The sequence below is a fragment of the Urinicoccus timonensis genome, from assembly GCF_900232945.1.
Classification (GTDB): domain Bacteria; phylum Bacillota; class Clostridia; order Tissierellales; family Peptoniphilaceae; genus Urinicoccus; species Urinicoccus timonensis.
Genome location: NZ_OCTU01000004.1, coordinates 144,735 through 171,001 on the forward strand (window position 1 = coordinate 144,735; position 26,267 = coordinate 171,001).

Here is a 26,267-nt window from a genome sequence, read left to right on the forward strand (position 1 = left end):
CTATTTACACAAAATATACCTATTGTTTACACCCTCTTGAAATTCTTCTAATTTTTTCCTAAAGGACTTTTTGGACAAAAAATATGGCTTTTAAGGTTTAGTCAAAACCCTAAAAGCCAACCAATCAAATCCTCGAAAAAGAATCCTACTCATAAAGTCCCCCTTCCTAACTTTCGTGGAGATATATTTTAATCTTTATCTTGAGCCAGGTCCCCTTCATTTCTTTTTCCATAACCTTGGCAAAAAGGACCTTTCCGGCATCCATGAGCCGAGAAAAAACCACATTGTCCTGCCGAGGAACATAGCCAATTTTTTCCTTCCTGACAGTCTCTATCCGGATGGCTTGGGGGTCATGGGAGTTTTCCGGTTCCCGGTAAAAGACCAGGTGGTCTCCTTCTTGGAGGGAGGCCCCTATCTCTTCAATCCCCTCAACATGACTCGTCCCAGCTACATGGCTGTCAAAAAGATAGATGTCCCTTTCAAAGGGCTTGGGTAGGACCAGTCCCGATTTTCTGCCTACAAGATAGGGGATTAAACCTCCCTGGTCCTGGTCTTTTTTTACTAAATCATTCATCTTTATCCTCCATTAAATCCCGGATATATTCTTCCTGGGTCCGGATGGCCGTCTTAAAGTTCTCCAGGTCCTCTTTTAATTCCTCTAATTTCTCCGCCTTTTTCTCCTCATCCTCTAAATAAACCTTCCAGCTATAGGGAGGATTTTCCTTGATCAGGTCGATTTCTTCTTGAATTTTCCGAACTAGGCCTTCCATTCTTTGGACTTCTTCCTCCAAGTCTGTATTAGAAGAAGTCAGTTCATCCTTGGATTCTCCACTATCTACAATAGAAAAAATAATTTCTATCTTTGCCAGGTCCCCGTCCTTGTAGGCCTCCGTGGCATGGACAAAAAGCTCCCTTTCCCCCTCCGTCAGGTCCGGGTTCAGGTCCGGATGGAGGCGCTTTACAATGGCCTTATAGAGTTTTTTAATTCTTATGGTCTCTTTTTCCGATAGGTAGTCCCCCTTGGATTTTTTCAGCGCCTGGTTGATTTGGTCCATTTTTTCATCCAGCTTTTCCTTGTAGTCCTGAAACTCCTCATCCAACTGGGCTTCGATAACCTCGATTTTTACCTTCTCTTGCCGGTTCTTTTTAGCCTGGATCAGGTCTTTTTTCCTCCGTAAACGAAGATATTGGCAATAGGCTTGATAAAGCTTGTACTCCAAGCTGCCAAAAGTCAGCATATAAGCTGTTTTTATATTTTCACAAGTGATGTAAAGAAGATTGTCCCTTTCCAAAAGCAGGTCTTCCAAGGTTTTTTTCAGCCTTGCAAGCTCCTCCTTCTTCCTTTTTATATCTGGAAATTCGATAATTTCCCCCATAACCATGCCTCCTCATTCACCGCCCAAAATAATTGTCGTAGTTGGCAAGTAAAAGTCTCAGCCTTTGGACCTCCTCTGCCAGTAGGTTTCTCCCCTCATTAGTTAATATATAATATTTACCCTTTTTTTCCATCTCAACCCTTTTGATCAAGTCATTTTCCAAAAATTGGGCCAAGAGGGCATAGAGGGTTCCTGGCGGGAGCTTTATTCGTCCCCCAGTAATCTCTCCCACCCAGGAGGTGATTTCAGCCCCGTTTCTCACCTGGCCCAGGGCCAGGAGGGTAAAGTACATGGGCTCTGTTAATGTTTGAAATTGGTCCCTGGCCATTAGTCCACCCCCAAGATTTTGCCAAGCTCTTTTTGGACTTGGTCATCTGTAAGGTCTCCGTTGATCTCTAAAACCACATCATGATGTAAAATCACATAGTCATCGTACTTGGCCAGGCTATAAGTCTTGTCATAGGGATAGGACTTGGAAAGATCCTTGACATAGTCTGTCCGATAGGGATGGTTCTTGGCATTTTTGACAATCCTAGCAAACAAGTCTTCTGCCAATCCCTGAGACTTGGCCACCGTCTTGTCCACTTCAAGGTCTTGGTCTTTAGAAGAATAATAGGCGTGACTTTTTGTCAAAAAGCTTCTTCTTCCCATCTTTTTGGAAAAGTTCCCCAAGTCTTCCTCTTGTCTTTGGGATTGACCGGGCAAATAATTGACTAGAAAAAAATTAAAAGCATTTGTTGTCAAGATCATTAAAAGGACCAGACCAAACAAGACCAGTTTTTTGCTGCCCTTTTTTAGATTCATGGTCTTAATCTTTTTCCGAAAGAAGTAAACTGTCCCTAGGATAAAAATAGTGGGTAGAAAGCTTAAGAGGACCACTAGGCCATTAGAAGCCTCACCGGGAATTAAGAAGGTCGTCCCCACAGCCACTAGGACTAGGATAAAGGAAATAAAAACCAAGAAAACAAAGGGCCTAGAAAAACTTAGCCTAGAAAATTTTAAGTCCCCTAGATCCCTAGCCTGCTTGTTCCTCCTCCTAAAAGAGATATGGTCCCCCAAGGCTAAAAGACAAAAAAGAAAAAGCAACATACTGGCCGGAGCCATAAAGATTGGGTAGTTGGAATAATAGATTTCGCTGGAGAAAAAACCAGAAGAAATAAGGAAATGCATGATGCCAAGAAAAAAAGTAGACAGGCTGAGAGAGATGATTTCTCCCTTAATCCCCTTGTTTAAGAGCTCGATTTCTTCCATTCCATCATTATAAATAGAATCTGGACTTCCCGGTTCCAACTTGTAAATGTTCAAGTTAAAAGTCCGGTCTACAAGATGCCAGCCAAGACTTCCAGCCATCTGGTCAAAGTCCCCCAACTCCTCCTTGGAAAAGGCAGAAAAACTTCCTTCATTCGGAGCCAGAGAAATCTTGTAGTGGACCTCTTCTGGCTCAGTCCTTTTAAAACTATGGATAAAGGGCAGGATAATTTTTTCTATTTGCCAGCCCTTTTTGGCCATATCCTCATACCACTTTTCCACCAGGCCAAAGTTTGTATAGGTTAAGTATCTTAATTTAAGCATGGTATTCACTCCTTTTCAATTATCGACTATCGATAGTTAAATTATATATCGAGAGTCGATAGATGTCAATTCTTTTTGTTGGTGGAAATTCTTCTCCTATCAACCATCCCTTAACCAGACTTCTTTCAGGTCAAAGTCCTATGGGCTTATAATCCTACTATAAAGAGAAAAGCTAGCAATGAAAATCGCTAGCTTTTGCTCTTATAGGTTTTTACTTGTCATAGACAAAGCTTGTATTATTCACTTCAAACCATCTTTCATCTTGACCATTGGCCTTTCGTTCATAGCTATGACCATTGGTGGCTTCAACAATGGGATAGTAGGCCCAGTGGGCTTTTTCCATATCCTTGTAAGGAATAATTTCCTTGGGGTTGTGGTTTACATAATCTTCATCCGCAAAGCGGTTGAGCATCCGGTTTGTAACGGCCACAACTTCCGCCCGGCTAATGGCTTGGTCCGGTTTAAAACTTCCATCGGGATATCCAGAAACCCAACCGGCTTCAGCAGCCCTTTGAATGGACTCATAGGCCCAATGATCCTTGGGAACATCTGTGAAAGTTTTACTTCCTCCAGTAAGTTGGGCAAAACGAGTGGCCATGGCTGCAAATTCTGCCCGGCTAATATTGGCAAAGGGTCTAAAGTTCCCATCGGGATACCCCTTAACCAAGCCCAACTTACTCATATAGCTTATGGCCGTTGCAGACCAAAGGTCATCTGGAATATCCTTGTAGTCTCGACTGTAAATCATCCCTTTTTGTGGACGTTCATTTAAAAGCCGGGAGAACATAGCCGCCACTTCTTGACGGGTTATTTGATTGTCTGGTCTAAAGGTTTGGTCTTTGTAGCCAATCATGTACTGAGCGTGGTCTTTAAGATTTAATAGGGGCCTATCTGCCGGTATAAACATGAAATAGCTTTTTCCTCCATCGTGAGGTCTTTTCGGTTCGTCGGGTTTTTGTAGGTCTACTTTTTCCCATTGGGCAATGAAAATATACTCCGCATCCAATTTAAACTTATCTCCAGCTTTGAAAATTTTTCCTTCATTTAAATTTTCAAGTAATTCCTCTGGCAACCCCTTTAATATTTCTTCGGGTATATTCATTGAGCATTTCCAACCAGTGAATTTATAGCCAGCTCTGTTAGGTGCATCTAATAATGTTATTTCCTTGTCCTTATCCTCTTTAACGACTCTTATATCTTTTGGTTTTTCTCCGTCTTTGAATTTACCTTCATTTGGATTGAAATAAGCTGTAACCTTTACATTTTTAAAGTTAACGTCATAGTTATTTAATAGTGATTTTGCTACATCTTGATTTGGAAGTACGTCTTTAAAGGAGTTCCTATCAAAAGCAAGATTCGTATACTTATCATAATTTACTGGTGGATTGAAAAATCCTGATAAAGCTACATTACCTTTGAAAACTGTATCTTCTGATGTTAATAAATTTCGATAGGCTTTTTCTTTAAGTTCATCTTTAGATACGCCAGTTTCATAACCTTCTATATCGTATAAGTAAGGTATTGTAAATATAGCTCCACCTTGTCCTTTTACACAATTGTTATTTATAAATTTAGTATTTTCAGAAATTTCAACCTTTATATTAGGCTTTATTCTAGCTATATTTTTTTCTTCATCTCTAGCAACACCACTAATTCCGATTGCTCCACCTGAACCTCCAGCCATATTTTCTTCAAACGTGGCTCCCTTAATGACTGTATTGTTATCTATAATTTCTATAGCTCCACCAACTCCAGAATCATGTGGGTTTTTTTGATCGTCTTGAGGATGAACCATGGCTGTATTTTTAGTAAACGTGCTGTTTGTAAGCTCTGTTGGGAAGGCTGTAAATATTCCAGCACCCATAAGGGATAAATTATCTGTAAATTTAGAAGAATCTACTTTTATATTAGTTTTTTCTTTATCTACATTTCCAGTTCCAGCACTAGAAATACCAGCACCATATGCAGCTTCATTCTTTAAAAAATTAGATCCATTAACAATTAATTTAGAATTCTTTCCTAGATATATTCCACCACCAAAGTTATTTGAATAATTTTCTGTAAATGTAGTATCTGAAATTGTGGTTGTTCCATTATTTTCATGATTTATGAAAATAGCTTGCGAGCCATTTTTTGTAAACTCACAATTTGTAATATTTGAATCGCCTTTTGTAATATAGATTGCTCCGCCATTTCTATCTGCTGTATTTTCTGTAAAAGTAGAGTTTTTTATTTCAGCTCCACCTTGTAAATACAAAGCACCTCCGGCTGAATTGGCTTTATTATTTTTAAACGTAGTTTCATCTAGTGTTAATTTCTTTGATGAAAAAATTGCTCCACCCCAAGTAGCTTCGTTGCTTTCAAAAGTAGTTTTTGAGACACTAAAAGTTTTTGAACTGTATATTGCACCACCGGTAGAAGCTTTATTGCCTTTGAAGGTTGCGTTGGAAATACTTGCTGTATGATTTTTCCCAATAATAATAGCTCCGCCAGTTACTCCAGTTTCATTATCTTCAAATTTTCCACCTGTAACATTTAAAGGCCCAAAAGCAGCAATCGCTCCTCCACCTCTTTGGGCGTTGTTATTCCTAAAAGTTCCCCCACTAATATTTATTATAGAATCATTACGAGCTTGTATAGCTCCGCCTTGTAAACTATATTTATTATTTTGAATTATAGCTCCTTCTAAAATATTCAAAGTTCCACCGTTAAGATATATTGCCGGCCCATCGAAATCTGGATATTCCGAGAAATTTTGCACCACCGCTCTGTCAGCTAATGTTAAAGTTCCCCCGGTAATACCAAATGCTTGTGCACTGTTGCTACCATCTAATATTACATTTTCAATTTTAAGTGTAGTGCCGCTATATAATGAAGCAAGATTCTTATTACTTCTCTTCAATGTAAACTGGTTTCCTTCTTTAGATTTCAAGACCATATTTACATTTGATTTTCCCCACATGGCTTCTGTTTCTGGAACTGTATAGTCATTATTCATAGTAATTACATATTCATTGGTTAAATCTTCTTGTTTGCAATTGTTGACTGCTTCATAAAAAGTATCGTACTCGCCTACAAGTTCTCCATCTCCTGCACTTCCAAAAGATCTCTTTGTAACGGTAAAAGTCTTTTCAGTAGCCGGTTCTCCCACTACTTCTGGAACTTCTTCCTTACTTATTTCAAGCCCATCGTCCTTCTTTAACTCTTCCTTAACCTCTATTTTTTCAGAATCTTTTTCCTCTTCCTCTGCTTTTACTTCTTCCAGAGTACCCTTCTTATCTTCAAGCTTGATCTCTTGGACCTTTTCAACGGGTTGATTCATCCCTGGGACTTCTTGCTCATTCTCAGCAAATACTGAGGTTCCATTTAAAAATACCGATGCTATCATCAGTAGCGCCAAAAATAAGGCTGTGCTTTTCTTCTTTTTCATAGCTCCTCCTCTCCCTTAATATAGATTGACAAAAACCAATGATGAATCTTTTTCTAAGCCTATTTCATCTTCTCTATAAACTTTTTCTTTTCAACAACTAAGACTCTTTTTAAAAAAGTATAGTCTTATCTACCTTCATTATACTCCTATTTCTTTAACTTATTTTATTTCCCATTCAATGGTAACCGTATCGCTGACATCAATATCATCGGCTTCAATGTCTATATCATAACCGGAGCCTAGCAGGGGCATTGCCTTTATTTCAAAGGAATCAATTGGCGAAGACTTGATATTAATTTCACCCCAGGAATAATCCATTCTCAGAATTTGACCCAGTTCCACCCCGGCTGCTCCTGTTAAAATTTCTGCCTTTTCCCTGGAATCTTCCACGGCCTTTTTCAAGAGGGTATTTTTTACTTTTTCCCTGTCCTTGACAGTATGGTTAATGGAAAATTCAAGATCTACCGGGCACCGAGCCAGCTCATAGAGGGTCCGCCCCAGTTGTTTGTTGTCGTTGGGAAAGGTAATCTCGGTCCGGTGGTAGAAACTATAGCCCAAAAATCTCTTTTTATAGTTATCATTATAGTCTCGATAGCTCTCATATTCCGATTGGACAGAAAAATCCTTGGTCTTTAAGTTCTGGCCAGGCAGGCCCGATTTTTCTATGGTCTTTCTCAAAAGCTTGGTATGGTCTGCGGACTTTCTGATGGCTTCTTCATAGTCTGGATAGGTTCCTCTAGCAGTAATATCTAGGCAAATCATGTCGGGCTTGACAGAAATCTTGCCCTTGCCTGTGACCCTAATTATTTTTTCCATACTTCCTCCTTAAATCTCTTCCTCACTTTTTAACCCCAGACAACCTCGTCAAAAACCTCAACCCATTCTCATAATAGACAGGATTCGGTCAAACATATCTTGCGAATAGGCCTCTGTTTCCATCAAGGCCTTCCAATCCAAGACGGCTTCCCCGTCCGTCACTCCCGGGGGCAAAACCAGGCTCCCGTCCTTCAAGCTAATGGAGGGCGAAAAGTCCAAGACATCGTCCCTGTAACGGATCGTGATCTTTCCATTTGGAGCAATATCGCTGATATTTTGACAGACAAAAGTGGTCCCGGTGGCAGAGAGATTGTCCAAAAATTCATTGTCCACTTCCTTTAGCTGACCATCCTGGGAAATTTCCAATTCCTTTAAAGAAACAGCAGCGTTCCGGTACTTAGGAATGACTAGATAACACTCCTCGCCAATGAGGTAGGCCGTATCCCCTACCAGGCTCATTTTCATGGCCATCAGCATGCCGGGGTCCTGGTAGTTTGAAAACACGCTGGTCCAAGCATAGAGCTTTTCCAGGGGAGCCTTCAAGCTATCCGGGTCAGCAGCCGAACCCAAATAGATGACAAAGGCCTTGTGGTTCTGGTCTTTAGGATCCATCCCCAGCCTCCTGGCCATCTTGAGATAATCCTCAGAAATCGCCCCTTGGTCAAAACGGTTGGCCTTCAATTTCAAAACCACCGGACTTTGACCCCTGTCAACACTGGCATATGGTCTAAAGACAAAGTTGGGCTTCCCCATTTCGTCTATAAAGACTTGTCCATCCCTGGACTTGTAATTGTCCCAAAGGTCATGGAAAACCAATCCGGTCAAGCTGGTGGGATTATAGAAATAAGAAGAATCCCTGACATCATTATAATAAACCTGCCTGTCCAGGTCCTGGGCCTCCCTCAAACTATCTTCGACCACCCCTAAGATTTGGTCCTCCTCCAGCCCAAAAGCCTTCATGACCTGGGCATCTTGGATAAACTTACCATCCGGCAGGGAAAAATTAAAGACAGAAATTTTTGGAAAGTCCCCCTCCCAAACATTAGAGGTCTCCACCATAATACTCAAGATCCTCTCGTCTTGGTAGACAGAAAAAGATGCATAGATCCCAGTATCCACCCCCTCCATGTCCTTCTTATGTCCAGCATATTGGTCCCGGATTTCTTGGACCAAACCATCGATCTCCCGGTTGGCCTCCTGGGCATCCTTGGAATCCAAAAGAATCCTGGGCAGGTGGATGCCAAAAAACTCCCTTTGAGCAGAAGCCAGTTGATCCTGGTCCACAAAGTCCTTCCAGACCTCCCTGTCCTCTACCCAAGAAGACATGGACCCCGGCTTGGCCCCAGCAACAGCCCTTAGTTGGGGATCCCCCTTCTTAAAAGGCTCCGGCCCAGAAGCTTCTCCTCCAGCCTGGGCCGAAGGTCCCTCCTTTTGACAGCCAGCAAGAAAAACTACCGTTAAGATCAAAAATAATAAAAATCTAAACCTTCTTTTCATCCTATTCCTCCTATCCATTCTGTCATTTACTTAAGCCTATTATAGTACAAAAGACAAGTTTCTTCAGGTTAAAAATACCCTCCCTACCAGTTTGTCCAGTAAAGAGGGTACTTTTCACATTCTACAGTATCCTAACTATTTAATTTTCTATATCCTTTTCATGGAAAAGTCATCCTAACGAACCAAGATAGACCGGTATATGGTCACCGTCATGGTTTGGCCATTCCAGATAATGTCCCTGCCATCTTTAAGCCCAAGAGCTCTTGCAATATTGGTAACGGGAAGCATGGTCCGGTTGTTTATAACTTCCGGTTTGACATCGCTGGTGTAGACTTGGCCATTGACCAAAATCTTCTTGCTGTCAATGGGAATTTCTATCCGGGTGTCCCGATCTTTTAAGACCACCGTCCGGATATTTTTAAAATCTTTTTTCCAAGTGCTTTAAAAGAAAAAGAGCCTGTCAAAGACAAGCTCTTATAGTTCTTATGACCTACATAACAGTCAGCCCACCGTCGGACACCAGGATTTGTCCTGTGATGTTGGAGGCTTGGTCGGATGCAAGGAAGAGGAGGTTTTCAGCAATTTCTTCGGCGCTGGCCACCATCTTGTCGAGTTTTGGTCCCCTCATAACTACTTCCATGCCTTTTTCATCTACGTCGCTTAGGTTTTCCATTATTTCAGTGGCAATACCACCAGGGGCTACTGCGTTGCAACGAATCTTGTCGTTTGCATACATGGCTGCTGTATTTTGCACCAGACCATGGATGGCACTCTTGGACATGGTATAGGCTACTCCGGCCTTGCCGCCCCGGATGCCGGCGATGGAAGTGGTGGCTACAATGGCTCCACCTTCCTTCATAAGGGGAATGGCACCCTTGAAGAGTCGGAAGGTTCCCTTGACATTGATGGAGAAAATCCGGTCCAAATTTTCTTCTGTACAGGTGGTTACTGGTTCGAATTTATCCATGACACCAGCATTGGCAATGAGGACGTCTAGCTTGTCGTTTTCGCTTTTTACTTTTTCAAAGAGTCTGTCTACGTCTTCTGGCTTGGAAATATCGCAAGGCACAGGGATGACTTGGCCTTTACAGCCTAGGGACTTTACTTCCTCTGCAAGGGCAAGGAGTCTTTCTTCCCTTCTAGCCACTGCATAGATCTTGGCCCCTTCTTTGGCTGCCATCAGGCTAGTGGCCCTACCAACACCAGAAGAAGCTCCGGTAACTACAAGAACTTTATTTTCGAATCTCATACTTTTCCTCCCTTTTTTTATTTTATTTCTTATTTACTATCATACCCTATTTTTAGGATTTTTATTCTGTCTTATAGATTTGCTTGTAAAATAAATGCTCTAGCTGAATCTAATTTTAACCTATAGGCTCGCGGACCATTTAGCATTCTACCTTACTTTTATATCCGGCCTTATTCCCTCCTCTGTATCTGACATCTTTTCTGATAGGACCCGCCCAACAAATCACATTTCTGATTCTTTAAAACAATTTTTGCTTCCATCCTAGCCTGCCTAAATCCGCACTTCCCCTTATAAGCTATGGTTGGAGCAATCGAATTCAACCCTATACAAGTAATTCCTCTTCCTTATTGACCGATACCCCCATTAAAAAGGCCCCACCAATCAATGGTAGGACCTTTTGCATTCTATTCTATTTACTTAGTTTACAAAATATTTGTCTAGAATCTTTTCGATTTCTATCCCTTCATTTGTGATTCCATCATCAGTGATATATTCTGAACTCGCCACTAATAGCTCCGATAAGAAGTTTTGTCTATCTTCTTCCTCTTGAAATTGTAAGCTGTTGTTACCGGTGGTTATGTTCCCAATCTTATCTAGGAGTTCTCCCAACTCTCTTTGGATAATCTCCATTTCTTTTTCCTTGAGTTGAACCTCTATCATCTTAAGCCCCCTATTGCCCTATGGCGGTTATAATCTTATCTGCTTTTTAGGTTTTCCTATTCTCATCTTTCTTGGATATTTCCAGTTGGGTCGTCTTTAGGGCATCCTTTGTTTACCCGTCTCGGGGCCTTTTTTGGTCCCTATCCTTCTTTCTATAAGGTGAGCTAGATAACCCTCGATTGTGTTATGCCGGATGTTTTTTCTTCTACCATCATCTTTTGAAATTCATAATTTTTTAAAAGTTTGTCTGTATATAGTAGATTTTTATAATCTCATCCCCTTGCTCTTCTCCCATTAGGATCACTTCTACATGGTCCTTTTTCCAATTTACCCTCCAATTAGTCTCATCAAGATGTTTTCCATCGTTTGCTATGGAGGTGTTGATTTCTTGCCTTTCTGTCCTTTCCCGGCCATTGGACTTTAGTTCTATCCTTACCTCTGATGATCCAAAGAAGGCAGGACTGTCCGTTTCTATAAAAGATAGGCAATACTTCTTGTCCTCGGAAGATGATTCCGCTATCAGTCTTGGCCTAGTTACTAGGTATAGTCCAATAGCTAGGATTGCCAGAATAACAAGTGCACTTATCGATATAAATTTCAATAGTTTTTTCATACCTAACCTCGAAGCCTAATCTTATTGCATTCAAAATATTATCTTAACTATTGAGCCATATTCTTCTTCTAAACAGTCCATTCATAGGTCTAGACTGGCTAGCAGGTCTGGCTTTACTTAAATGAGCATGTAGAGGTTGTAAGAAGTGGCAGATGCTCTATCTTTCAATTCCCAACCCATTTCTTCAGCGTATCCATCGTCGATTGCCATACAAAAGTTCCTGTAATCACCTTCGATTACATCTTCATTTTCCTTGATAACCCGATCAAAATCCTCTCCTGTAAAACGACAAGATGGCCTGTAGTCTTCAATAACTGCATCATAGAATTCTTGGTAGGTTGGCTTTTCCATAAAATTTCCTCCTAAGTCTAAATGGTGGATTTTTCTCTATGCTCAATCTAAAGATAAGACCTTTTTCTAGCTTTATTTTAACACAAAAGACCCCTATGGGGCTCTAATTTTGCTTCTATATCCTATAACTTCCTTTTTTATTGTCCATGTGGCACAGCAATCCCTTGGTCAGGGGCCTTTTCTAGATGAATAGGGCTTGTTTGGAAAAATAATTTGGGGGATATGGGATTACTTGCATTAAAAGCGGTGTCGATGTAATAGATTTCATCTTCAACAATGACATAATTCCACCTGTGCTTCATAATCTTACTGTTGATACATCCAACCTTTAGCCCAATCGCCTCTCCTAAGATCAAAAAAAGTTGTGCGAAGGCGACACAGGTTCCCTTGTGAGTTATGGCAGCAGCAAGAGCAGATCTCGATCTGTGTTCTTTGTCATAAGCGATATTCTCGGTTAGAAAAGTGTTTAGGAATTCTATTTTTTCTAAGTCAGTTTTTAAGTCCTTGGTTTGTTGCTTTATATCCTCTTCCAGCTCCATTAAGTTTTTGAAGTCCTCTTTTTCTGCAAAAAATTGGACCAATAAGTCACATTCATAATCGTCGCCTTCAGGTCGTATCTCCTCAAGTCTTACTATCAAAAGATTGTTCAAGGCTGAACTCCCTGGAATTTTAAATTGCTTGTCTATTCCATCTCTCATTTGGATTTCTTCTAAAAAGGTCTTTAAGTCTTTATCCACTTTAATCCTTATGGGTTTGTAGGCATCCATATCTCCAGCTTCAAGAAAGACTCTTTTGGCCATTAAGCCAAGCTCTTCTTTACTTCTTAAAATTTTATCTTCTAACATTCAGGCCCTTCAATCAAAAATACACCCTTTGCATCTATTCGATCTTCTAATATTTTATCCACTAGCCTAGGTAAATAGTTTTTCATACTTGCCTGACTTTTGCAAATTTATTCTATCATCCCCTCAAGTGATTGTCCATTTCCTATTCAAGTATTTGTCTAGTTTTTATTCAAGTATTCGGTCATTATATTTACTAGAATCTCTTAAAAACTGTCTAAAATAGCACCTACAAGTGTAGGTGCCAAATTAAAATTAGTTACTTTTTCCTAATCCATGGTAGTACTCTATTTACTTCATTTAAATATGTTTCATATTCTTGTCCAAATTCATTTTTTAACCATTTTTCTTCTGTGTTTTTCATCAATATTGTTAAGAAAGCCCAGAAAATAAATGGTAATATTAATAAAATATAGTTTGCCATAAGTAGTAAAAGGCCTGTAAATATAAATAAAAATGCTGAATAAATAGGATTCCTTACAATACTGTAGATCCCCCTTGTAATCAACTTCTTCTCTTTAACTTTTTTGTTTATTTTCTGAACTATAACTGCTTGTACCCATAAATATATGCCTAAAAGTATTAATAATATCCCTGCTACAATAAAAAATATTTTTCCTTTACTTAGGTCGCCTTGATCTAGGTATCCTTTAAGATCAAGGTATAATCCTACTATTGTAAGAATGAAACAAGTGATGACATATATAGGTCCAACGCCGAATATGGGCATCTTAAATTCTTTGGATTTCATTTTGTCCCCTGGCTATTGTTTTAACAATTCAATAATTTCATCTTGTGCAACTCTTCCTTCTCTAAAAAATCTTACCAAGGGATAGCAGTGGCACATTCCTTTGCCCACAATTATTTCATAGGGAGCCTTGTATTTCTCCATTGCTTTTTTAAATTCGTCCGCAAAGGCATAGAGGCATTCATTTTCGCCGTAATAAAAATATGTTTTCGGAAAGTCGGTAAAATCTCCTACCGTTCCGTCAAGCATATACTCAGGTATGTCTGCATCTCCTTTTACGATTTCCCTTGCCGTCTTTAGATATGTAGGATCAATCATTATGTCCTTGTGGTTAAGGGCATTTACTCTTTCCCATATGTCTTTATTTTCTTCAAGCCTTACATCGGGTATGCCGCCGGGTGAAACTGAAATAATTTTGCCTGGCATATTAAGAGGTCTACCTATTGCATTGTTATGCAAAAATATTCCTATTGCCAGACAAGCTCCTGACGAAAAACCGAGGACACTTATGTTTTCAGCCTTATATGTTTGGGTCATCAGCCTATAGGCTTCAAAAGAAACTTCATATGTCTTATCTATCTTTACATCTTCCGAGCAAAGGGGATAGAATAAAAACCAAAGGTCTTTGCCGGCTTCTTCCATTATTCTTTCCGCCAAAGCAAAATCCAATTTGTCCGGCTGTGTAATCATTCCTCCGCCGAAAAGATATAGCACTGCTCCCTCTGCAGGACTTTGATTTTTTTGATATGAAATCAATCTGTATCCCATAAGGTCTCTGTCGAAAAGATAGTAATTTTTTCTCTCGGCTCTCTTCCTTGCCTTATCTAAATCAAATACCGCCTTTGCATTTTCTCCCTTTGCATACTCAAGCATCTCTTCCTTGTTTTTTAAAAACATTTTTTTGACACCGGCAAGTCTTACTATTGTCGATGCAATTTTATAAGTTAAAGTCATTTTATTTTACTCCCTTAAGAATCAATTCATCACAAGTTTTACCAATACCTTCTTCTTATAGCTTGGATTCATTCTCTATCCCCCGTGATAAAATAATCGCAACAAGCTGCTCCATTTGCTATGGTGTTTTTTCTATGCAGTACTCCATGTTGAAGGCTTATCATAAGCTCGTCTAATTCACAGAATAGCGGCATTAATTCAGCCACCCCCAGCTTCTTTGTATAAGTACAAATCGGACAACGTGTAATTCGATAGTAACAAGCCCCTTCATAAGGCTGACCTTCGAAGTCGACTTTAAAAGAAGTCGGATAGAGCTTTTCTTTTTCTGGGGTGTACCATTTGTAATACTTAAGAATATTTTTCTTATTGGCCTCTTTCCCCCTCTTAGTATTTAGATTAATTAAGGAAAAATACCATTTGACAGAATAAAGAGATTGGCGCATCATTTCTTGGATGGTCTCTGGTGGAATCTTTTTCTCGCTTGCTAAATATGGGGCAACAAAGGCAAGGGCAAACCACTCATTGTAGGCCATGGGATTATCATCGCCGATATCATCTGCTCCTTCTATTAGTTTTCGATAAATTTTTTTGCTTTTTTTCATTATTTCTCTAGAATAATCATGTCCATAATTTTTCAGCAAAACTTTTTTCATAGGATGTTGAAATAAATTGAAATAAAAACTGTGATATTTCATTTTGCATACCTCATTAATTTTCTAAATTTTCTTAGTAATTTATATACAATTTTATTTTCTCCCAATAAGAAGAGTTGAGCCGTAAAGTCCTAGCAATAAAGCTTCTTTGTGGCCCATAAAAAGATCCTTTGTTGTATCAATTAATTGCACATTTTCGTAGCCATCTTTTTTAAGCTTTTCGATAAATTTATTCATATCTCCGTATCTTGACTTATTCATCAAATCATGAATAACAAAAACTCCACCCTTTTTAAGTACACGCAAAGTTTCCAGTAGAAGTTTCTGCTTATTATGTCCCATTATATTGTGATAAAGATAGTTGCTTGTTACTGCATCAAAACTTTCATCTTCAAAAGGAAGATTCACTGCATTTCCAATTTTAAATCTCGCATTTTCTATTCCCTCTAATTTTGCATTATTTTCACAGAGCTCTTTAGAAAATTCACTCTTGTATGACCCACTCCAAATATCGCAGCCCACCATGGTCGCCTTAGGATTTCTTTTTGCGGAAGCAATGGTAAGTGCACCGCTACCACATCCTACATCTAAGCCCAGACCACCATCTGGGATCTTTACATAGTCGGCAGTCCCCTCTATTATAGCTTTGGCAAGCTTTCTTTTTCCATTGTAATCAAAAGCCTTATGTAGTACTCTCATCCAAATTGCAAAGAAAGTAAGTTTCAGCGTAGCATATCCAAGAATAATGGCACAGATAAGACGAGTTTTTCCACTAAATACAAGATCACTGACACCGAAGGCTATAAGTAAGATAAAAGCTACGAGACTTGCAAAGATTAAATTCTTTAACAAGCTTTCAGGAACCCAGTTTTTATAGTCAGCTTTTGTTTTCTTGTCATCAATAAAATTTAATTGTTTCATAAATTTTCTCCTGTAAATAATTAATTTTATAAAATTTGCTTTGTTTACAAAAATAATAATTTTAATCTCTGACTTATAAGCTCATAAATTCATATTAGTATAGTTTATCAATAAGATTAGGTAGTAAATAAAATATATTATGTTAAACCAACCTCCACGAATAATCATATGTAGTCCCTTTGGCAATCTGCCGGTAAGAGGAGTGAGAATCAAAAGAAACATAGGTGTAAATAGGACTTGCCATCTTGGGAATACTGTAAATCCAAATAAAATTACCAAAGCTATTCCTATATTTGCTATAGCCATAATTCCAAAAACTATTTTAGCCTGGAGTTTTAAAAATTTTAAAAATTCATCAAAAGCTCCCTTGTTTTCGTATCTTGATAAAAGACCTAAGTAAGTACATTGAATATGATAAGTACCTCCTAGTATTATTCCAAAAATATTTATTAAAAATACAAACCAACCTATAGTTAAATACTTTTCTTGTATGGCCAAAACAATATGATAAAATCCAATACAATATATAAAGGCACATATTGGACCTAAAAGACCACCAATGTATAATCTTTTTATGCTAACATTTTTCATTATGCCAATAATATTATTTATAGTATTCTTGCCATCGTAATCATTAGAATCATAATATAAAATCATATCTCCTAAAAACATCAGGAATGAAGCAAAAAGACCAATTAATATACTCATGTATAAAGTCACGACTAGACACCTCTTTTTATTTAGATGATATCAATTATCAGTATAATTATAGCATGTAACGCTGATTCCTTTCAATTATATGATTTACTGCATAAAACTAAGTAAAAAATAAAGGCAGTCCAAAGACTGCCTATTTTTATCATATTGGAATAATCCATACCACTTGTAGATTCGTCGAAATAGACAAACGGAGAATCTTTGCACATAACAGATGCTATTGCACGTCTTTGCTTCTGTCCTCCTAATAAATAAATTCTTCTGCCATTTTTGTCTTTTCAATTAAATTCTTATAAACTTTTGATTTTTGTAAAAGCTCTTCATGCTTGCCTTCTCTTTCTACTCTTCCATTTTCAAGAACTACTATCTTATCTGCATTTTCTATAGATTTCATTCTGTGAGAAATGATGACAACAGTTTTATCTTTAATTAAATTATTTAAAGACTCTTGAATTTTTTTCTCGTTGTCAACATCAAGGCTTGCCGCTATTTCATCTAAGATCAATATCGGTGCATCTTTTAAGAAGGCTCTGGCTATTGATAGCCTTTGTCTTTCTCCTCCTGATAACTCAGCACCGTTCTCACCGATAACTGTATCGAAACCCTTATCCATTTTTTCTATAAAATCTGTGCAGTTTGCAAGCTTTGCTGCTCTTTTAACTTCTTCGTCACTTGCATCTCGCTTTCCGATTCTAATATTCTCCATAACGCTTTGATTAAAGAGAACTACATCTTGGAAAACAATAGACACCTTGTCAAAAAGAGATTCTGTTGATATTTCTTTTATATCCTTGCCATCGATTAAGATTTGTCCCTTGTCATAATCATAAAGTCTTGATATAAGTTTCAAGATAGTTGTTTTACCGCAGCCGCTTGCTCCTACTAAAGCAGTGACCTCTCCCTGCTTAGCTCTAAAGCTTACTCCATTTAAAACTTTTGCGTCTTTATTGTAAGCAAATTCAACATCTTTTAGGTCAATATCAAATTTTTTCAAATTATAGTCTTCGCCTTCTTGTAAATCTTGATTTTGAATTTCTTTTATTCTTTCAATCTTCGGTGTTAAATAAAATATTTCCATCAAGCCCTCTTTAGATGCATCTAAAGCGTCTTTTATCTTCATAGCTGCCAGTAAATATCCTACAAGGTAGAGAGCGCTTATCTCTTTACTAATAATTAGATTTACGCCAACAAATATTACGACAGCAAGGGATATAAAGCTAAAAATTGATGAAAGTGACATAGTTAAAATAAGTCCTATCTCTGTCTTAACATGCACCTTTTCACTTTTGTCCATTTTTTCATATAGCTTTTCTTTCATTTCCTCTGACAAGCCATAGGCTTTGATCTCCATTTGCATTTCGATATTTTCTTGAAAGCTTTCTGAGTTTTCTCTTAGAATATCATAATATCTTTTCTGTCCCTTAACCTGATGTTTTTTAGATAAGGGTATAAATATAAAGCTTAAAAGAGATGGAATAATTACAGCTAAGCCCATCTTGACATTACCCACCAGCATCATGATGGATATAAGTGGGAAGAAGAGTGCCATTCCGCCCACTTTTGGTATTGAATGGCTCATTGCATGTTCTATGCCTTCAATGTCAGACATGATTGTTTGGGCTAGGTCTGAAATATCATGCTTAGAAAAGTATGATAGAGGTAGTTTTGATAAATTCTCCGCTGTCCTTATTCTTAAATCTGCACTTTCTTGATAGGTTGTACTATATAATTTATCGTATTCGACAGAAAGCAAAATATACATTGCTATCAAAGTCAAAACTGAGAATACTATATAAAATCCCTTGCTTTTACCCATATTTTCCAAGACTTCCTGAGCAAAAATCATTAGTAATATGGCAGGAAGCATGTTTATACAATAAACGAAAAATGAAGCCAGGGTTGCTTTACTTAAATTTCTTGCTCCTTTATCTGTGAGGGCAAATCTTTTTTTATAAAACTCCTTCATTTGAAACCCTCCATTCATTCGCACTGTTAAACATCTCTTGCAGTCTCTTATACCTTGTATCTTTTGACATTAGTTCTTTGTCGGAACCTCTTTCTATAATTTTTCCGCCATCCATCACAAGTATTTCATCAAGGTCTTTAATTGTAGATAGCCTGTGCGCAATCATGATAACTGTTTTATCCTTCATAAGATTTTTGAAAGCTTTTTGAAGTTCAAACTCGTTATCTGGGTCAATTGATGCCGATGCCTCATCCATAATAATAATTTTGGAATCCTTTAAAATTGCTCTAGCAATTGCAATTCTTTGTTTTTCTCCACCAGATAAATAAACTCCTTTTGAGCCTATGACTGTATTTTCTCTTTCTGGGAATTTGCCCAATATCAAATCGCATCCCGCTAATTTTAAGGCTCTCATAACGTCATCTTTCGTCGCATCTTTATTAGCTAAAGCAACATTGTCATAAATGCTCTTCTTGAATAATTTTGAATCTTGAAAAACAAAGGAAATGGCTTTAATTAAAGCTTCGTCAGAATATTCACTTATAGGCATGCCACCTATCTTTATCCTTCCTTCATTAACATTGTAAAAACCTGATATAAGTTTTGCTACAGTTGATTTACCTGATCCAGATGAACCGACTAGTGCATAGGACTTTCCTTCTTCTAATTTAAAGGATAAATTTTCAATTACAGCTTTATCATTATAAGCAAAGCTAACATTCTCAAAGTCTATATTATAGTTTTTAAAATGATTGACATTACCATGCAATAATTTGTCTTTTTGCATATCCTCGTATAGTGCTTCTAAAGTATCTACTGCATAATTGCCTTGAGAAATATACATGGAGTACCACATCATTCTCATAAATGAAACGAAGAGAACTCCCGATAAAAATAAAGTCATGATAAGCTCAAGTAAAATCACCTTGGTACTGCCTAAGCTAGTCATAAAATAGACTATAGGAATAATTAAAATTGCAATTAAACCAAAAAATAACCATTGGTACAAAACATAAGGTTTTTTACAAGATAGGGAATAATCATAAGCATATTTCGAGTAATCTTTTATCGCCTTGTAAAAGCTTTTAAAGGACTCTACATTTGCTTTAAATATTTTTACAACTTGCATCCCTCTAACGTACTCAACAGTTTCAGCACTTAGTTTAGATAGGGCTTCTTGGTATATCTTCATAAATTCTTGCTCGCCCATCATCGCCCCTAAAATTAAGCCGCCAATTATAGTAAGAGCAAGCAAGGTTATACCAACTCTTATACTTACTATAAAGCCAAGTGCAAGGACAAGCACGGGTGTAACTATTGCCTGAGAACTATCGGGTATCATGTGGGCTACTACCTGATGAGTTTGTGCGGCATTGTCATCTATGATCTTTCTTATTTGACCAGATGGATTTAAGTCAAAGAACCTAAAACTTGCTTTCTCTAGGCCGTCGATCCCTCTTTTCCTCAAATTTGTTTCAAGCCTAAATCCCAAGATGTGTGAAAACATTCCTGAAACAAAATAAAATATCGCTCCACTGGTTAGTGTAGTAACAGATTTTAATGCTAAGTTCTCTGCACCAGATAAATTTGAATTAATTATTAACTTATCTAGAAATTTGTAGATTAAATAGTATCCATATACCGTAAGCACAGCAGATATAGCAGAAAAAATAATAGCTAAAAAGCCGAGATATTTTTTATCTTCTACATAAGCAAATAGTTTTTTGTAAATCTTCATAATGACATCTCCTTTCTTTGATATTCCTTTTAGATATAAATTTACTTAATTGATAATATCTATCATTGCCTTTCTATTATACATCGGTTATAATTACCAATACAATAGTTTTGAATTAATAAGGCTAATTGGGATATTGTCTAAAAGGGATAGGTGTATTATGACATATTACGATTTTGTAAAAGATTATATGAAAGTAGATGAATGTAAAAACAATAAGAAATATTCAAGTGCAGGGCACACTTTTTGTTGGAATAAAGATGACTCAACTTATGCAGAAGGTCTATATTGGTTTTATGAAGGAGATGGCTTCATTATTGATGTTCACGATTTTTATATCAGAGAGGAAGTAGTTCAAAATAATACTTATAGTATGGCAGACTATGTGTCAATATATTCAAGCTACATTGTCAGCGCAAACGGCGAGAGATTTAGTCCTTATCAAACGTTGACTGCAAACTCTTTATGCACTCTTGATTTTGATAATATAGGAGATGATTTTGTTTTTTTATTACATGAGAACTGCTATTATCTTGCTGTATCTATAGGATTTAAAAGAGAACTCTTAGAAAAACATCTAGCATCTATTAACATTAATCCAGAATTATTTTATTCAGCTTTACTGCAAACGAATCAAATTATACTTACAAAGGCCTTAGAAAAAGTGGCAATGGAAATATTAAATTGTAAGATGGACGCTCCTGCCGCTGATTTTTTCTTTAAAGCCAAAGCAAATGAATGGGTAAGTATAGTAATAGATACCTACTTAAATAGGAAGAAATATAAAATTGAGTCTGATGATAATAAAGCACTTGAAGATATAGCAAGATTCTTAGATGATCATTTCGCCATGAATGTAAATCAAGAAACCCTTGAAAAAATCTCAAGAATGAGCGGAACAAAATTAAAAAACTTGTTCAAAGAAAAATATGGTCAAAGTATTACAGAATACACCCAAAGAAAAAGAATGAATGTAGCTGAAACTCTTCTCTTAAATACCGAACTACCTATAAAAGAAATTGCTGAGTCTGTTGGATACACATCCCATAGCAAATTTTCCATTTATTACAAAAGATACAAGGGAAAACTTCCAAGTGAAGTCCGTAATTTAGCCTGCAAAGATCACAATTTAAAATGCGATTACTGCGACTAAGCTAAATTTTTTTACACCCCCATAGCTTATCCTTATAACTCAGGTTCTTTCTCTATCGCCTGTAATAAAATAATCACAATAATCTGCTCCATTTGCTATAGTACCTTTTCTGTGAAGTACTCCATGTTGAAGACTTATCATTAGCTCATCAAGTTCACAGAATAGCGGCATTAATTCATCTACCCCCAACTTCTTTATATAAGCACAAATGGGGCAACGAGTAATTCTATAATAACAAGCACCATCATAGGGTTCTCCCTCAAAATTAACCTTAAAAGATGTGGGGTAAAGCTTTTCTTTTTCCTCTGTATACCATTTATAATACTTAAGTATATTTTTCTTATTGGCCCCTTTTCCCCTTTTAGTATTGAGATTAATCAAGGAAAAATACCATTTGACAAAATAAAGAGAGCGACGCATCATTTCCTGGATGGTTTCTGGTGGAATCTTTTTCTCGCTTGCTAAATATGGAGCAACAAAGACAAGGGCGAACCGCTCATTGTAGGCCATGGGATTGTCCTCTCCGATATCGTCCATATTTTTTATAAGTTCTCGATAAATTTTTTTGCTATTTTTAATAATGTCTGAAGCATATGCTTTATTATATTTTTCTATGAGAACTTTCTTCATTGGACCTTTAAATAATAAGAAATAAAACCTTTATATTTCATTTTTTTATCCCTCGTCTTTCTTTATATGGCCTATTTTTTTGCAATGAATGCGACTTGTTTTTTCCTATCTAAATGATAGTCACAGTAAAAGCCAGCATTCGTAAGCATTTTTGTCAAGTCGTCGGGTGTATATACTTCCATCTCTATACTATCCGCTAATTTTTTTACATCTCTTCTTTCCTTAGATGATGCTTCATTACATATTAAAAACTGTCCACCTTTTTTCAACACGCGATAAATCTCTTTAAAACATTCCACTATGTCTTCCCAAAAATAAATCGTTTCAAAAGCTGTTACAATATCTATGGATTCATCTTTAAAAGGAAGGCTCTTTACATCTCCCAATGAGATTTCGCATCTTCCCGACTCAATCGCTTCTTTATTTATCTCCCTTGACATTTTTACACTCATTCCTGAGTGGTCCATACCATAAACTTTATTGGCTTTCGCTAAAAAATATTCTATGTTCCGTCCACCACCACAACCTAAATCTAAAATCGTATCTTCTTGATCAATTTTTAAGTAAGATCTTCCCCATCTTGCTAATTTTTCATGCCCCTTATTCATACTCTTTAGCATAAATCTGCCGGCAAAATTGTCTTTAGGTTTTCTAAAATTTTCTAAAAAACTCTTAAACATTCCCTCCTCCTCTGGACACTAAATTGAAATCAATTATCACTTATATTATATCACGTTTCCTTTGTTTAGATTTAATATTTTACTAGAAAGGCATCCTTTTTGAATTATAAGCCCCTATCGTTATCCCGTCCTATAGCCCTATAAAAAGCCATGATTATAGTTATAACTCCCTCTATCTTTTCTGTAGATTTTTTATCAGCACTTCTATTTCTTCATTTGCCTTTTTGCATAAAATTTACCACCATCCACTTAAACTATTCCAAAGTATTTTTTTAAGAAGTCGGCCATGAATTCTTTACTGCAAACAAATACCTTATTTATATTTCTCAACAATATAGTTTAAAAAATAATGGCTCTAAGATTTTTTTAAATCCTAAGAGCCATTGATTGCAAGGCGTTTATAGCCTATGATCTTATTTCTTATCATCAACACTACAATCTCCACATATGGCTTGAATGGTCAGTATGGATAATGTTTAATCTTTTCAAAAGCTTAGTATGTGGGAATCGGCCTAGTCATTAGTTAATTATAAATCATTCTAGATATTTTAGACTTTTCATGCATACAATTTTTTTCTACAAGACCTTGAATGATTAGCTAATCTTTCATCTTCATTTCCTCTATTTTAAAAATCTTTACTTGTTAAATGTATAAATAGCTCTTTTTCAGGATATTTTTATGATACAGGGCTTCCTCTATCTATTAATTTGTTATAATTGAATTAGATATTAAGGGAGGTTGTCATGGATAAAATTTTAATTGGCAAAGGGAATAGGGAAAATTATATTCTTTTAAATAAAATGAATCGGCACGGACTGATTAGCGGCGCCACCGGAACTGGAAAAACCGTCACGCTAAAGGTGCTTACAGAAGGTCTTTCTGAGGCTGGTGTTCCGACCATCCTTGCAGATGTGAAGGGCGATCTTGCAAATATTTCAAAGCCTGGCGAGATGAATGACAAATTAAATTCAAGACTTGAAGAACTTGGCATTTCTAATTTTGATTTTAAAAATTATCCTGTAAATATGTGGGATATCTACGGCGAAAAAGGAATCCCACTTAGGGTTACTGTTTCAGAGATGGGTCCTCTTATGCTGGCAAATATTTTGGAGCTAAATGATACCCAGACTGGGGTTTTAAATATCATTTTCAAGGTTGCTGATAGCGAGGGGCTTCTGTTAATCGATTTAAAGGATCTTAAGCAAATGATCAATTTCGTCGGTGAAAATAGGGAGGAAATTAGTAAGACCTACGGCAATGTGGCTAGTCAAAGCCTCTCTGCCATTTCTAGAAAACTTTTGTTTATTGAAGATGCCGGTGGAGACCTATTCTTCGGAGAGCCCGCCATAGATATCGGCGACCTTATTAGAACAGACACAAGTGGCAAGGGTCTGGTAAATATTTTAAATGCTACGAAATTGATTTCAAATCCACTTCTCTACTCCATGCTTCTTCTATACTTGCTTTCAGAAATCTATGAAAACTTCCCAGAGGTTGGAGATTTAGACAGACCTAAGCTTGCCTTCTTCTTTGACGAAGCTCATTTACTCTTTAAGAACACGCCAAAAGTTTTACAGGACAAGATTATCCAAGTAGTTCGTCTCGTGCGCAGTAAAGGGGTGGGAGTATTCTTTATCACTCAAAACCCTCTCGACGTGCCGGAATCAATTTCATCACAACTTTCCAACAGAATCGTCCATCAACTAAGGGCTTATTCTCCAAAGGAACTAAAGGCGATAAAGGCTGTTGCAGATACATTTAGGCAGGATGAATCCATGGATCTAAAGGAAGAGATTATAAATCTTAGGACCGGAGAAGCACTCGTTTCATTTGCTGATGAAAGTGGTGCACCAACTGTGGCAGACAAGGCGCTGATCCTTCCGCCCCACTCATCCTTTGCTACACTCACCGATGAGGAGTATAGGGCCTTGGTTGGTTCTTCGCCCCTTTATACAAAGTACAAGGATCCAATCGATAGAGAATCCGCCTACGAAATTCTTTTAGAAAGAATCGAAAGAGAAAAATCAGAAGCTCAAAGACAGAAAGAACTTGACGCTCAAAGAAAAGAATTAGAACGGACACAAAAGTCCAACCGCAGCCAAAAGACTTACATCGATAAAGGCATCGACTCCATGCTGGGAACCATTACGAGAACCATTGGTCGTGAAATCGCAAGAGGCCTCCTGGGTTCCATGACAAAAAGAAAATAATAAAGAAACCAGCCTAGTCTGATATGTACCCTCTTTACTGGACAAACCAGTAAGGAGGGTATTTTTGTGAAATATAGCTATGAGTTCAAAAAAGAGTGCATACAGTTGTATAGGCAAGGGAAATGGCCTGATACACCTGATGGGACCAAAGAAGAAAACCTTCATGCTTCCATTAGAAAATGGTTTAGATTAGAAGAACTTCATGGCCCAGAAATTTTAAACCATGGAAATAATATCCACTGGACACCAGATGAAAAATTAGAAATGGTGTCGAAAGTGCTGGCTGGAAATTCAATAAAGGCAACTGCAATCGAAAATGGAATCAATGAAGGACAACTTTATTCATGGCTTAACAAGTATAAAAAGGATGGATATAATGGTCTTGTGAATAAAAAGAAAGGCCGTAAATCTAAAAATACAACCATGAAAAAGAAAAATATCCATAAACCAAAAGAACTGAATGAATCCGAAAGAGAAGAACTCATAAGACTTAGAGCAGAAAATGAATATATGAAGGCTGAGAATGAAATCATAAAAAAAGAGATCGCCTTGAGAGAAGAACGTTACGCTGCGCAACTCAAGGCGAAAAAGCAGCGATTGTCAAAGAACTCAAAGAAAAAGGATACAGACTAAAGGATCTTTTAAGAGCCATTGATTTGCCGAGGTCAACATACTACTTTGAACTAAATAAAGTGGATAAAATAAAAGTTAAGAATCGTTCAATTGCAGATAAAATAGCCCAAATCTTTCACCTACACAAAGGAAGATATGGAGTGAGAAGAGTCTATATGGAGTTAATAAATCAAGGCTATGTCATAAACCATAAAAAAGTACAAAGGATTATGCACGAACGAAAACTTTTTGGAAAGGGCTCTAAAGAAAAATACCACTCCTATCAGGGGAAAATAGGTAAAGTAGCAGATAATCTAATCAATAGAGACTTCAAAGCAGATAGACCTTTACAAAAATGGACCACGGATGTCTCTGAATTTAAATTTTCTTGGGGTAAATGCTACATCTCTCCAATACTTGATATGTATACCAATGAGATTATCTCCTACGACTTATCCTTAAGTCCTAATTTAAAACAAATATCTACTATGTTAAGAAGAGCATTTAGAAAATTTCCAAAACTAAAGAACTTAATCCTACATTCAGATCAAGGATGGCAATACCAACATAAATATTATGTAAATGAACTTAAAAAACATGGGATAAAGCAATCCATGTCAAGAAAAGGGAATTGCTATGATAACTCCATTATGGAAACATTCTTTGGAAGGCTAAAAAATGAAATGTATTATGGTTACGAAAAGAGCTATCGCTCTTTTGACGAATTTTCGAGAGCAATAGAGGAGTATATAGATTATTACAATAACGAAAGAATTCAATCAAAAACAAAATGGATGCCACCTACAAAGTATAGGTTAGCATCCACTACAACGAATTAATTAAATATTGTGTCCAGTTTTATGGGTACACATCAGTCT

26 protein-coding genes and 1 pseudogene are annotated in these 26,267 nt (G+C 37.1%); 4 read left to right on the plus strand and 23 right to left on the minus strand.

The genetic code is table 11. From position 1 onward, the window contains the following. Positions 1–166: 166 nt before the first annotated feature. The 21 genes and pseudogenes from CS898_RS07455 to CS898_RS07555 form a co-directional block, all read right to left on the minus strand. Positions 167–574 carry an HIRAN domain-containing protein gene (locus CS898_RS07455; protein WP_099208697.1) on the minus strand — a complete coding sequence of 136 codons (408 nt, stop codon included), beginning with the start codon at positions 572–574 and terminating at the stop codon, positions 167–169. Beyond that, positions 567–1,376, minus strand: a complete 810-nt coding sequence (locus CS898_RS07460; protein WP_099208699.1) for a molecular chaperone DnaJ — start codon at positions 1,374–1,376, stop codon at positions 567–569. Before CS898_RS07460 ends, CS898_RS07455 begins: the two co-directional genes overlap by 8 nt. A gap of 16 nt (positions 1,377–1,392) precedes the next feature. Next, a complete protein-coding gene (locus tag CS898_RS07465; protein ID WP_099208700.1) occupies positions 1,393–1,704 on the minus strand; it encodes a PadR family transcriptional regulator in 312 nt (103 codons plus the stop codon). Then, positions 1,704–2,948, minus strand: a complete 1,245-nt coding sequence (locus CS898_RS07470; protein ID WP_099208702.1) for a DUF2812 domain-containing protein — start codon at positions 2,946–2,948, stop codon at positions 1,704–1,706. Before CS898_RS07470 ends, CS898_RS07465 begins: the two co-directional genes overlap by 1 nt. Positions 2,949–3,159: 211 nt before the next feature. Continuing rightward, the gene (locus CS898_RS07475) at positions 3,160–6,378 is read right to left on the minus strand and encodes an S-layer homology domain-containing protein (RefSeq protein ID WP_099208703.1); all 3,219 of its coding nucleotides are present in this window, start codon (positions 6,376–6,378) and stop codon (positions 3,160–3,162) included. A 159-nt stretch (positions 6,379–6,537) separates the two neighbouring features. Next, entirely contained in the window at positions 6,538–7,194 is a 657-nt protein-coding gene (locus CS898_RS07480) for an SIMPL domain-containing protein (RefSeq protein WP_009432065.1), read from the minus strand. 57 nt (positions 7,195–7,251) lie between these two features. Continuing rightward, entirely contained in the window at positions 7,252–8,691 is a 1,440-nt protein-coding gene (locus CS898_RS07485; RefSeq protein ID WP_009430274.1) for a hypothetical protein, read from the minus strand. 174 nt (positions 8,692–8,865) lie between these two features. Beyond that, complete coding sequence (locus CS898_RS07490) at positions 8,866–9,096, minus strand: copper amine oxidase N-terminal domain-containing protein (RefSeq protein ID WP_009430866.1); 231 nt, start codon at positions 9,094–9,096, stop codon at positions 8,866–8,868. An 85-nt stretch (positions 9,097–9,181) separates the two neighbouring features. Further along, entirely contained in the window at positions 9,182–9,940 is a 759-nt protein-coding gene (locus CS898_RS07495; protein WP_009430822.1) for an SDR family NAD(P)-dependent oxidoreductase, read from the minus strand. Positions 9,941–10,357: 417 nt separating this feature from the next. After that, positions 10,358–10,600, minus strand: a complete 243-nt coding sequence (locus tag CS898_RS07500; RefSeq protein ID WP_099208705.1) for a hypothetical protein — start codon at positions 10,598–10,600, stop codon at positions 10,358–10,360. 235 nt (positions 10,601–10,835) lie between these two features. Continuing rightward, on the minus strand, positions 10,836–11,213 hold the full coding sequence (locus CS898_RS07505; RefSeq protein WP_099208706.1) for a hypothetical protein: 378 nt from the start codon (positions 11,211–11,213) through the stop codon (positions 10,836–10,838). Between the two features lie 117 nt (positions 11,214–11,330). Beyond that, a complete protein-coding gene (locus tag CS898_RS07510; RefSeq protein WP_099208708.1) occupies positions 11,331–11,564 on the minus strand; it encodes a hypothetical protein in 234 nt (77 codons plus the stop codon). Positions 11,565–11,701: 137 nt separating this feature from the next. After that, positions 11,702–12,409: a transglutaminase domain-containing protein gene (locus CS898_RS07515; protein ID WP_099208710.1), complete on the minus strand. Its 708-nt coding sequence runs from the start codon at positions 12,407–12,409 to the stop codon at positions 11,702–11,704. A 256-nt stretch (positions 12,410–12,665) separates the two neighbouring features. Further along, the gene (locus tag CS898_RS07520; protein WP_099208712.1) at positions 12,666–13,157 is read right to left on the minus strand and encodes a methyltransferase family protein; all 492 of its coding nucleotides are present in this window, start codon (positions 13,155–13,157) and stop codon (positions 12,666–12,668) included. Between the two features lie 12 nt (positions 13,158–13,169). Beyond that, on the minus strand, positions 13,170–14,108 hold the full coding sequence (locus CS898_RS07525) for an alpha/beta hydrolase (RefSeq protein ID WP_099208713.1): 939 nt from the start codon (positions 14,106–14,108) through the stop codon (positions 13,170–13,172). 68 nt (positions 14,109–14,176) lie between these two features. Beyond that, positions 14,177–14,803, minus strand: a complete 627-nt coding sequence (locus tag CS898_RS07530; RefSeq protein WP_099208714.1) for an L-2-amino-thiazoline-4-carboxylic acid hydrolase — start codon at positions 14,801–14,803, stop codon at positions 14,177–14,179. A 51-nt stretch (positions 14,804–14,854) separates the two neighbouring features. After that, on the minus strand, positions 14,855–15,682 hold the full coding sequence (locus tag CS898_RS07535) for a class I SAM-dependent methyltransferase (protein WP_099208715.1): 828 nt from the start codon (positions 15,680–15,682) through the stop codon (positions 14,855–14,857). 81 nt (positions 15,683–15,763) lie between these two features. Beyond that, positions 15,764–16,402 carry a DUF6796 family protein gene (locus tag CS898_RS07540; protein WP_099208716.1) on the minus strand — a complete coding sequence of 213 codons (639 nt, stop codon included), beginning with the start codon at positions 16,400–16,402 and terminating at the stop codon, positions 15,764–15,766. A gap of 122 nt (positions 16,403–16,524) precedes the next feature. Further along, positions 16,525–16,650: pseudogene (locus tag CS898_RS10190) on the minus strand (ABC transporter ATP-binding protein); the annotation flags it as partial. Then, the gene (locus CS898_RS07550; protein ID WP_099208717.1) at positions 16,644–18,365 is read right to left on the minus strand and encodes an ABC transporter ATP-binding protein; all 1,722 of its coding nucleotides are present in this window, start codon (positions 18,363–18,365) and stop codon (positions 16,644–16,646) included. The pseudogene CS898_RS10190 and the gene CS898_RS07550, both read right to left, overlap by 7 nt. Beyond that, positions 18,349–20,103 carry an ABC transporter ATP-binding protein gene (locus CS898_RS07555; RefSeq protein ID WP_099208718.1) on the minus strand — a complete coding sequence of 585 codons (1,755 nt, stop codon included), beginning with the start codon at positions 20,101–20,103 and terminating at the stop codon, positions 18,349–18,351. Before CS898_RS07555 ends, CS898_RS07550 begins: the two co-directional genes overlap by 17 nt. Positions 20,104–20,263: 160 nt before the next feature. On the opposite strand from CS898_RS07555, the gene CS898_RS07560 reads away from it, so the two are divergent. Then, the gene (locus tag CS898_RS07560; protein WP_099208719.1) at positions 20,264–21,256 is read left to right on the plus strand and encodes a helix-turn-helix domain-containing protein; all 993 of its coding nucleotides are present in this window, start codon (positions 20,264–20,266) and stop codon (positions 21,254–21,256) included. Between the two features lie 39 nt (positions 21,257–21,295). Here CS898_RS07560 and CS898_RS07565 read toward each other — a convergent pair whose 3' ends face one another. Then, positions 21,296–21,886 (minus strand): L-2-amino-thiazoline-4-carboxylic acid hydrolase, encoded by a 591-nt coding sequence (locus CS898_RS07565; protein WP_099208720.1) that lies wholly within the window; start codon positions 21,884–21,886, stop codon positions 21,296–21,298. Between the two features lie 71 nt (positions 21,887–21,957). Continuing rightward, positions 21,958–22,566: a class I SAM-dependent methyltransferase gene (locus tag CS898_RS07570; protein WP_099208721.1), complete on the minus strand. Its 609-nt coding sequence runs from the start codon at positions 22,564–22,566 to the stop codon at positions 21,958–21,960. Between the two features lie 744 nt (positions 22,567–23,310). Here CS898_RS07570 and CS898_RS07575 point away from each other — a divergent pair. From CS898_RS07575 to CS898_RS07585, 3 genes are all read left to right on the plus strand, one after another. Next, a complete protein-coding gene (locus CS898_RS07575) occupies positions 23,311–24,777 on the plus strand; it encodes a helicase HerA-like domain-containing protein (protein ID WP_099208722.1) in 1,467 nt (488 codons plus the stop codon). Positions 24,778–24,843: 66 nt separating this feature from the next. Next, positions 24,844–25,410 (plus strand): helix-turn-helix domain-containing protein, encoded by a 567-nt coding sequence (locus CS898_RS07580; protein WP_009430694.1) that lies wholly within the window; start codon positions 24,844–24,846, stop codon positions 25,408–25,410. Next, positions 25,374–26,228 carry an IS3 family transposase gene (locus CS898_RS07585; protein WP_143614588.1) on the plus strand — a complete coding sequence of 285 codons (855 nt, stop codon included), beginning with the start codon at positions 25,374–25,376 and terminating at the stop codon, positions 26,226–26,228. The genes CS898_RS07580 and CS898_RS07585 overlap by 37 nt, the downstream gene beginning before the upstream one ends. Positions 26,229–26,267: the final 39 nt, after the last annotated feature.

What these genes read in the sequence shown, in the direction of transcription:
- CS898_RS07505 (WP_099208706.1), bottom strand. Translation starts at nt 11,213, where the DNA reads ATGAAAAAACTATTGAAATTTATATCGATAAGTGCACTTGTTATTCTG.
- CS898_RS07515 (WP_099208710.1), bottom strand. Translation starts at nt 12,409, where the DNA reads ATGTTAGAAGATAAAATTTTAAGAAGTAAAGAAGAGCTTGGCTTAATG.
- CS898_RS07525 (WP_099208713.1), bottom strand. Translation starts at nt 14,108, where the DNA reads ATGACTTTAACTTATAAAATTGCATCGACAATAGTAAGACTTGCCGGT.
- CS898_RS07470 (WP_099208702.1), bottom strand. Translation starts at nt 2,948, where the DNA reads ATGCTTAAATTAAGATACTTAACCTATACAAACTTTGGCCTGGTGGAA.
- CS898_RS07485 (WP_009430274.1), bottom strand. Translation starts at nt 8,691, where the DNA reads ATGAAAAGAAGGTTTAGATTTTTATTATTTTTGATCTTAACGGTAGTT.
- CS898_RS07560 (WP_099208719.1), top strand. Translation starts at nt 20,264, where the DNA reads ATGACATATTACGATTTTGTAAAAGATTATATGAAAGTAGATGAATGT.
- CS898_RS07550 (WP_099208717.1), bottom strand. Translation starts at nt 18,365, where the DNA reads ATGAAGGAGTTTTATAAAAAAAGATTTGCCCTCACAGATAAAGGAGCA.
- CS898_RS07480 (WP_009432065.1), bottom strand. Translation starts at nt 7,194, where the DNA reads ATGGAAAAAATAATTAGGGTCACAGGCAAGGGCAAGATTTCTGTCAAG.
- CS898_RS07565 (WP_099208720.1), bottom strand. Translation starts at nt 21,886, where the DNA reads ATGAAGAAAGTTCTCATAGAAAAATATAATAAAGCATATGCTTCAGAC.
- CS898_RS07530 (WP_099208714.1), bottom strand. Translation starts at nt 14,803, where the DNA reads ATGAAATATCACAGTTTTTATTTCAATTTATTTCAACATCCTATGAAA.
- CS898_RS07510 (WP_099208708.1), bottom strand. Translation starts at nt 11,564, where the DNA reads ATGGAAAAGCCAACCTACCAAGAATTCTATGATGCAGTTATTGAAGAC.
- CS898_RS07520 (WP_099208712.1), bottom strand. Translation starts at nt 13,157, where the DNA reads ATGAAATCCAAAGAATTTAAGATGCCCATATTCGGCGTTGGACCTATA.
- CS898_RS07555 (WP_099208718.1), bottom strand. Translation starts at nt 20,103, where the DNA reads ATGAAGATTTACAAAAAACTATTTGCTTATGTAGAAGATAAAAAATAT.
- CS898_RS07465 (WP_099208700.1), bottom strand. Translation starts at nt 1,704, where the DNA reads ATGGCCAGGGACCAATTTCAAACATTAACAGAGCCCATGTACTTTACC.
- CS898_RS07455 (WP_099208697.1), bottom strand. Translation starts at nt 574, where the DNA reads ATGAATGATTTAGTAAAAAAAGACCAGGACCAGGGAGGTTTAATCCCC.
- CS898_RS07575 (WP_099208722.1), top strand. Translation starts at nt 23,311, where the DNA reads ATGGATAAAATTTTAATTGGCAAAGGGAATAGGGAAAATTATATTCTT.
- CS898_RS07460 (WP_099208699.1), bottom strand. Translation starts at nt 1,376, where the DNA reads ATGGGGGAAATTATCGAATTTCCAGATATAAAAAGGAAGAAGGAGGAG.
- CS898_RS07475 (WP_099208703.1), bottom strand. Translation starts at nt 6,378, where the DNA reads ATGAAAAAGAAGAAAAGCACAGCCTTATTTTTGGCGCTACTGATGATA.
- CS898_RS07500 (WP_099208705.1), bottom strand. Translation starts at nt 10,600, where the DNA reads ATGATAGAGGTTCAACTCAAGGAAAAAGAAATGGAGATTATCCAAAGA.
- CS898_RS07570 (WP_099208721.1), bottom strand. Translation starts at nt 22,566, where the DNA reads ATGTTTAAGAGTTTTTTAGAAAATTTTAGAAAACCTAAAGACAATTTT.
- CS898_RS07535 (WP_099208715.1), bottom strand. Translation starts at nt 15,682, where the DNA reads ATGAAACAATTAAATTTTATTGATGACAAGAAAACAAAAGCTGACTAT.
- CS898_RS07495 (WP_009430822.1), bottom strand. Translation starts at nt 9,940, where the DNA reads ATGAGATTCGAAAATAAAGTTCTTGTAGTTACCGGAGCTTCTTCTGGT.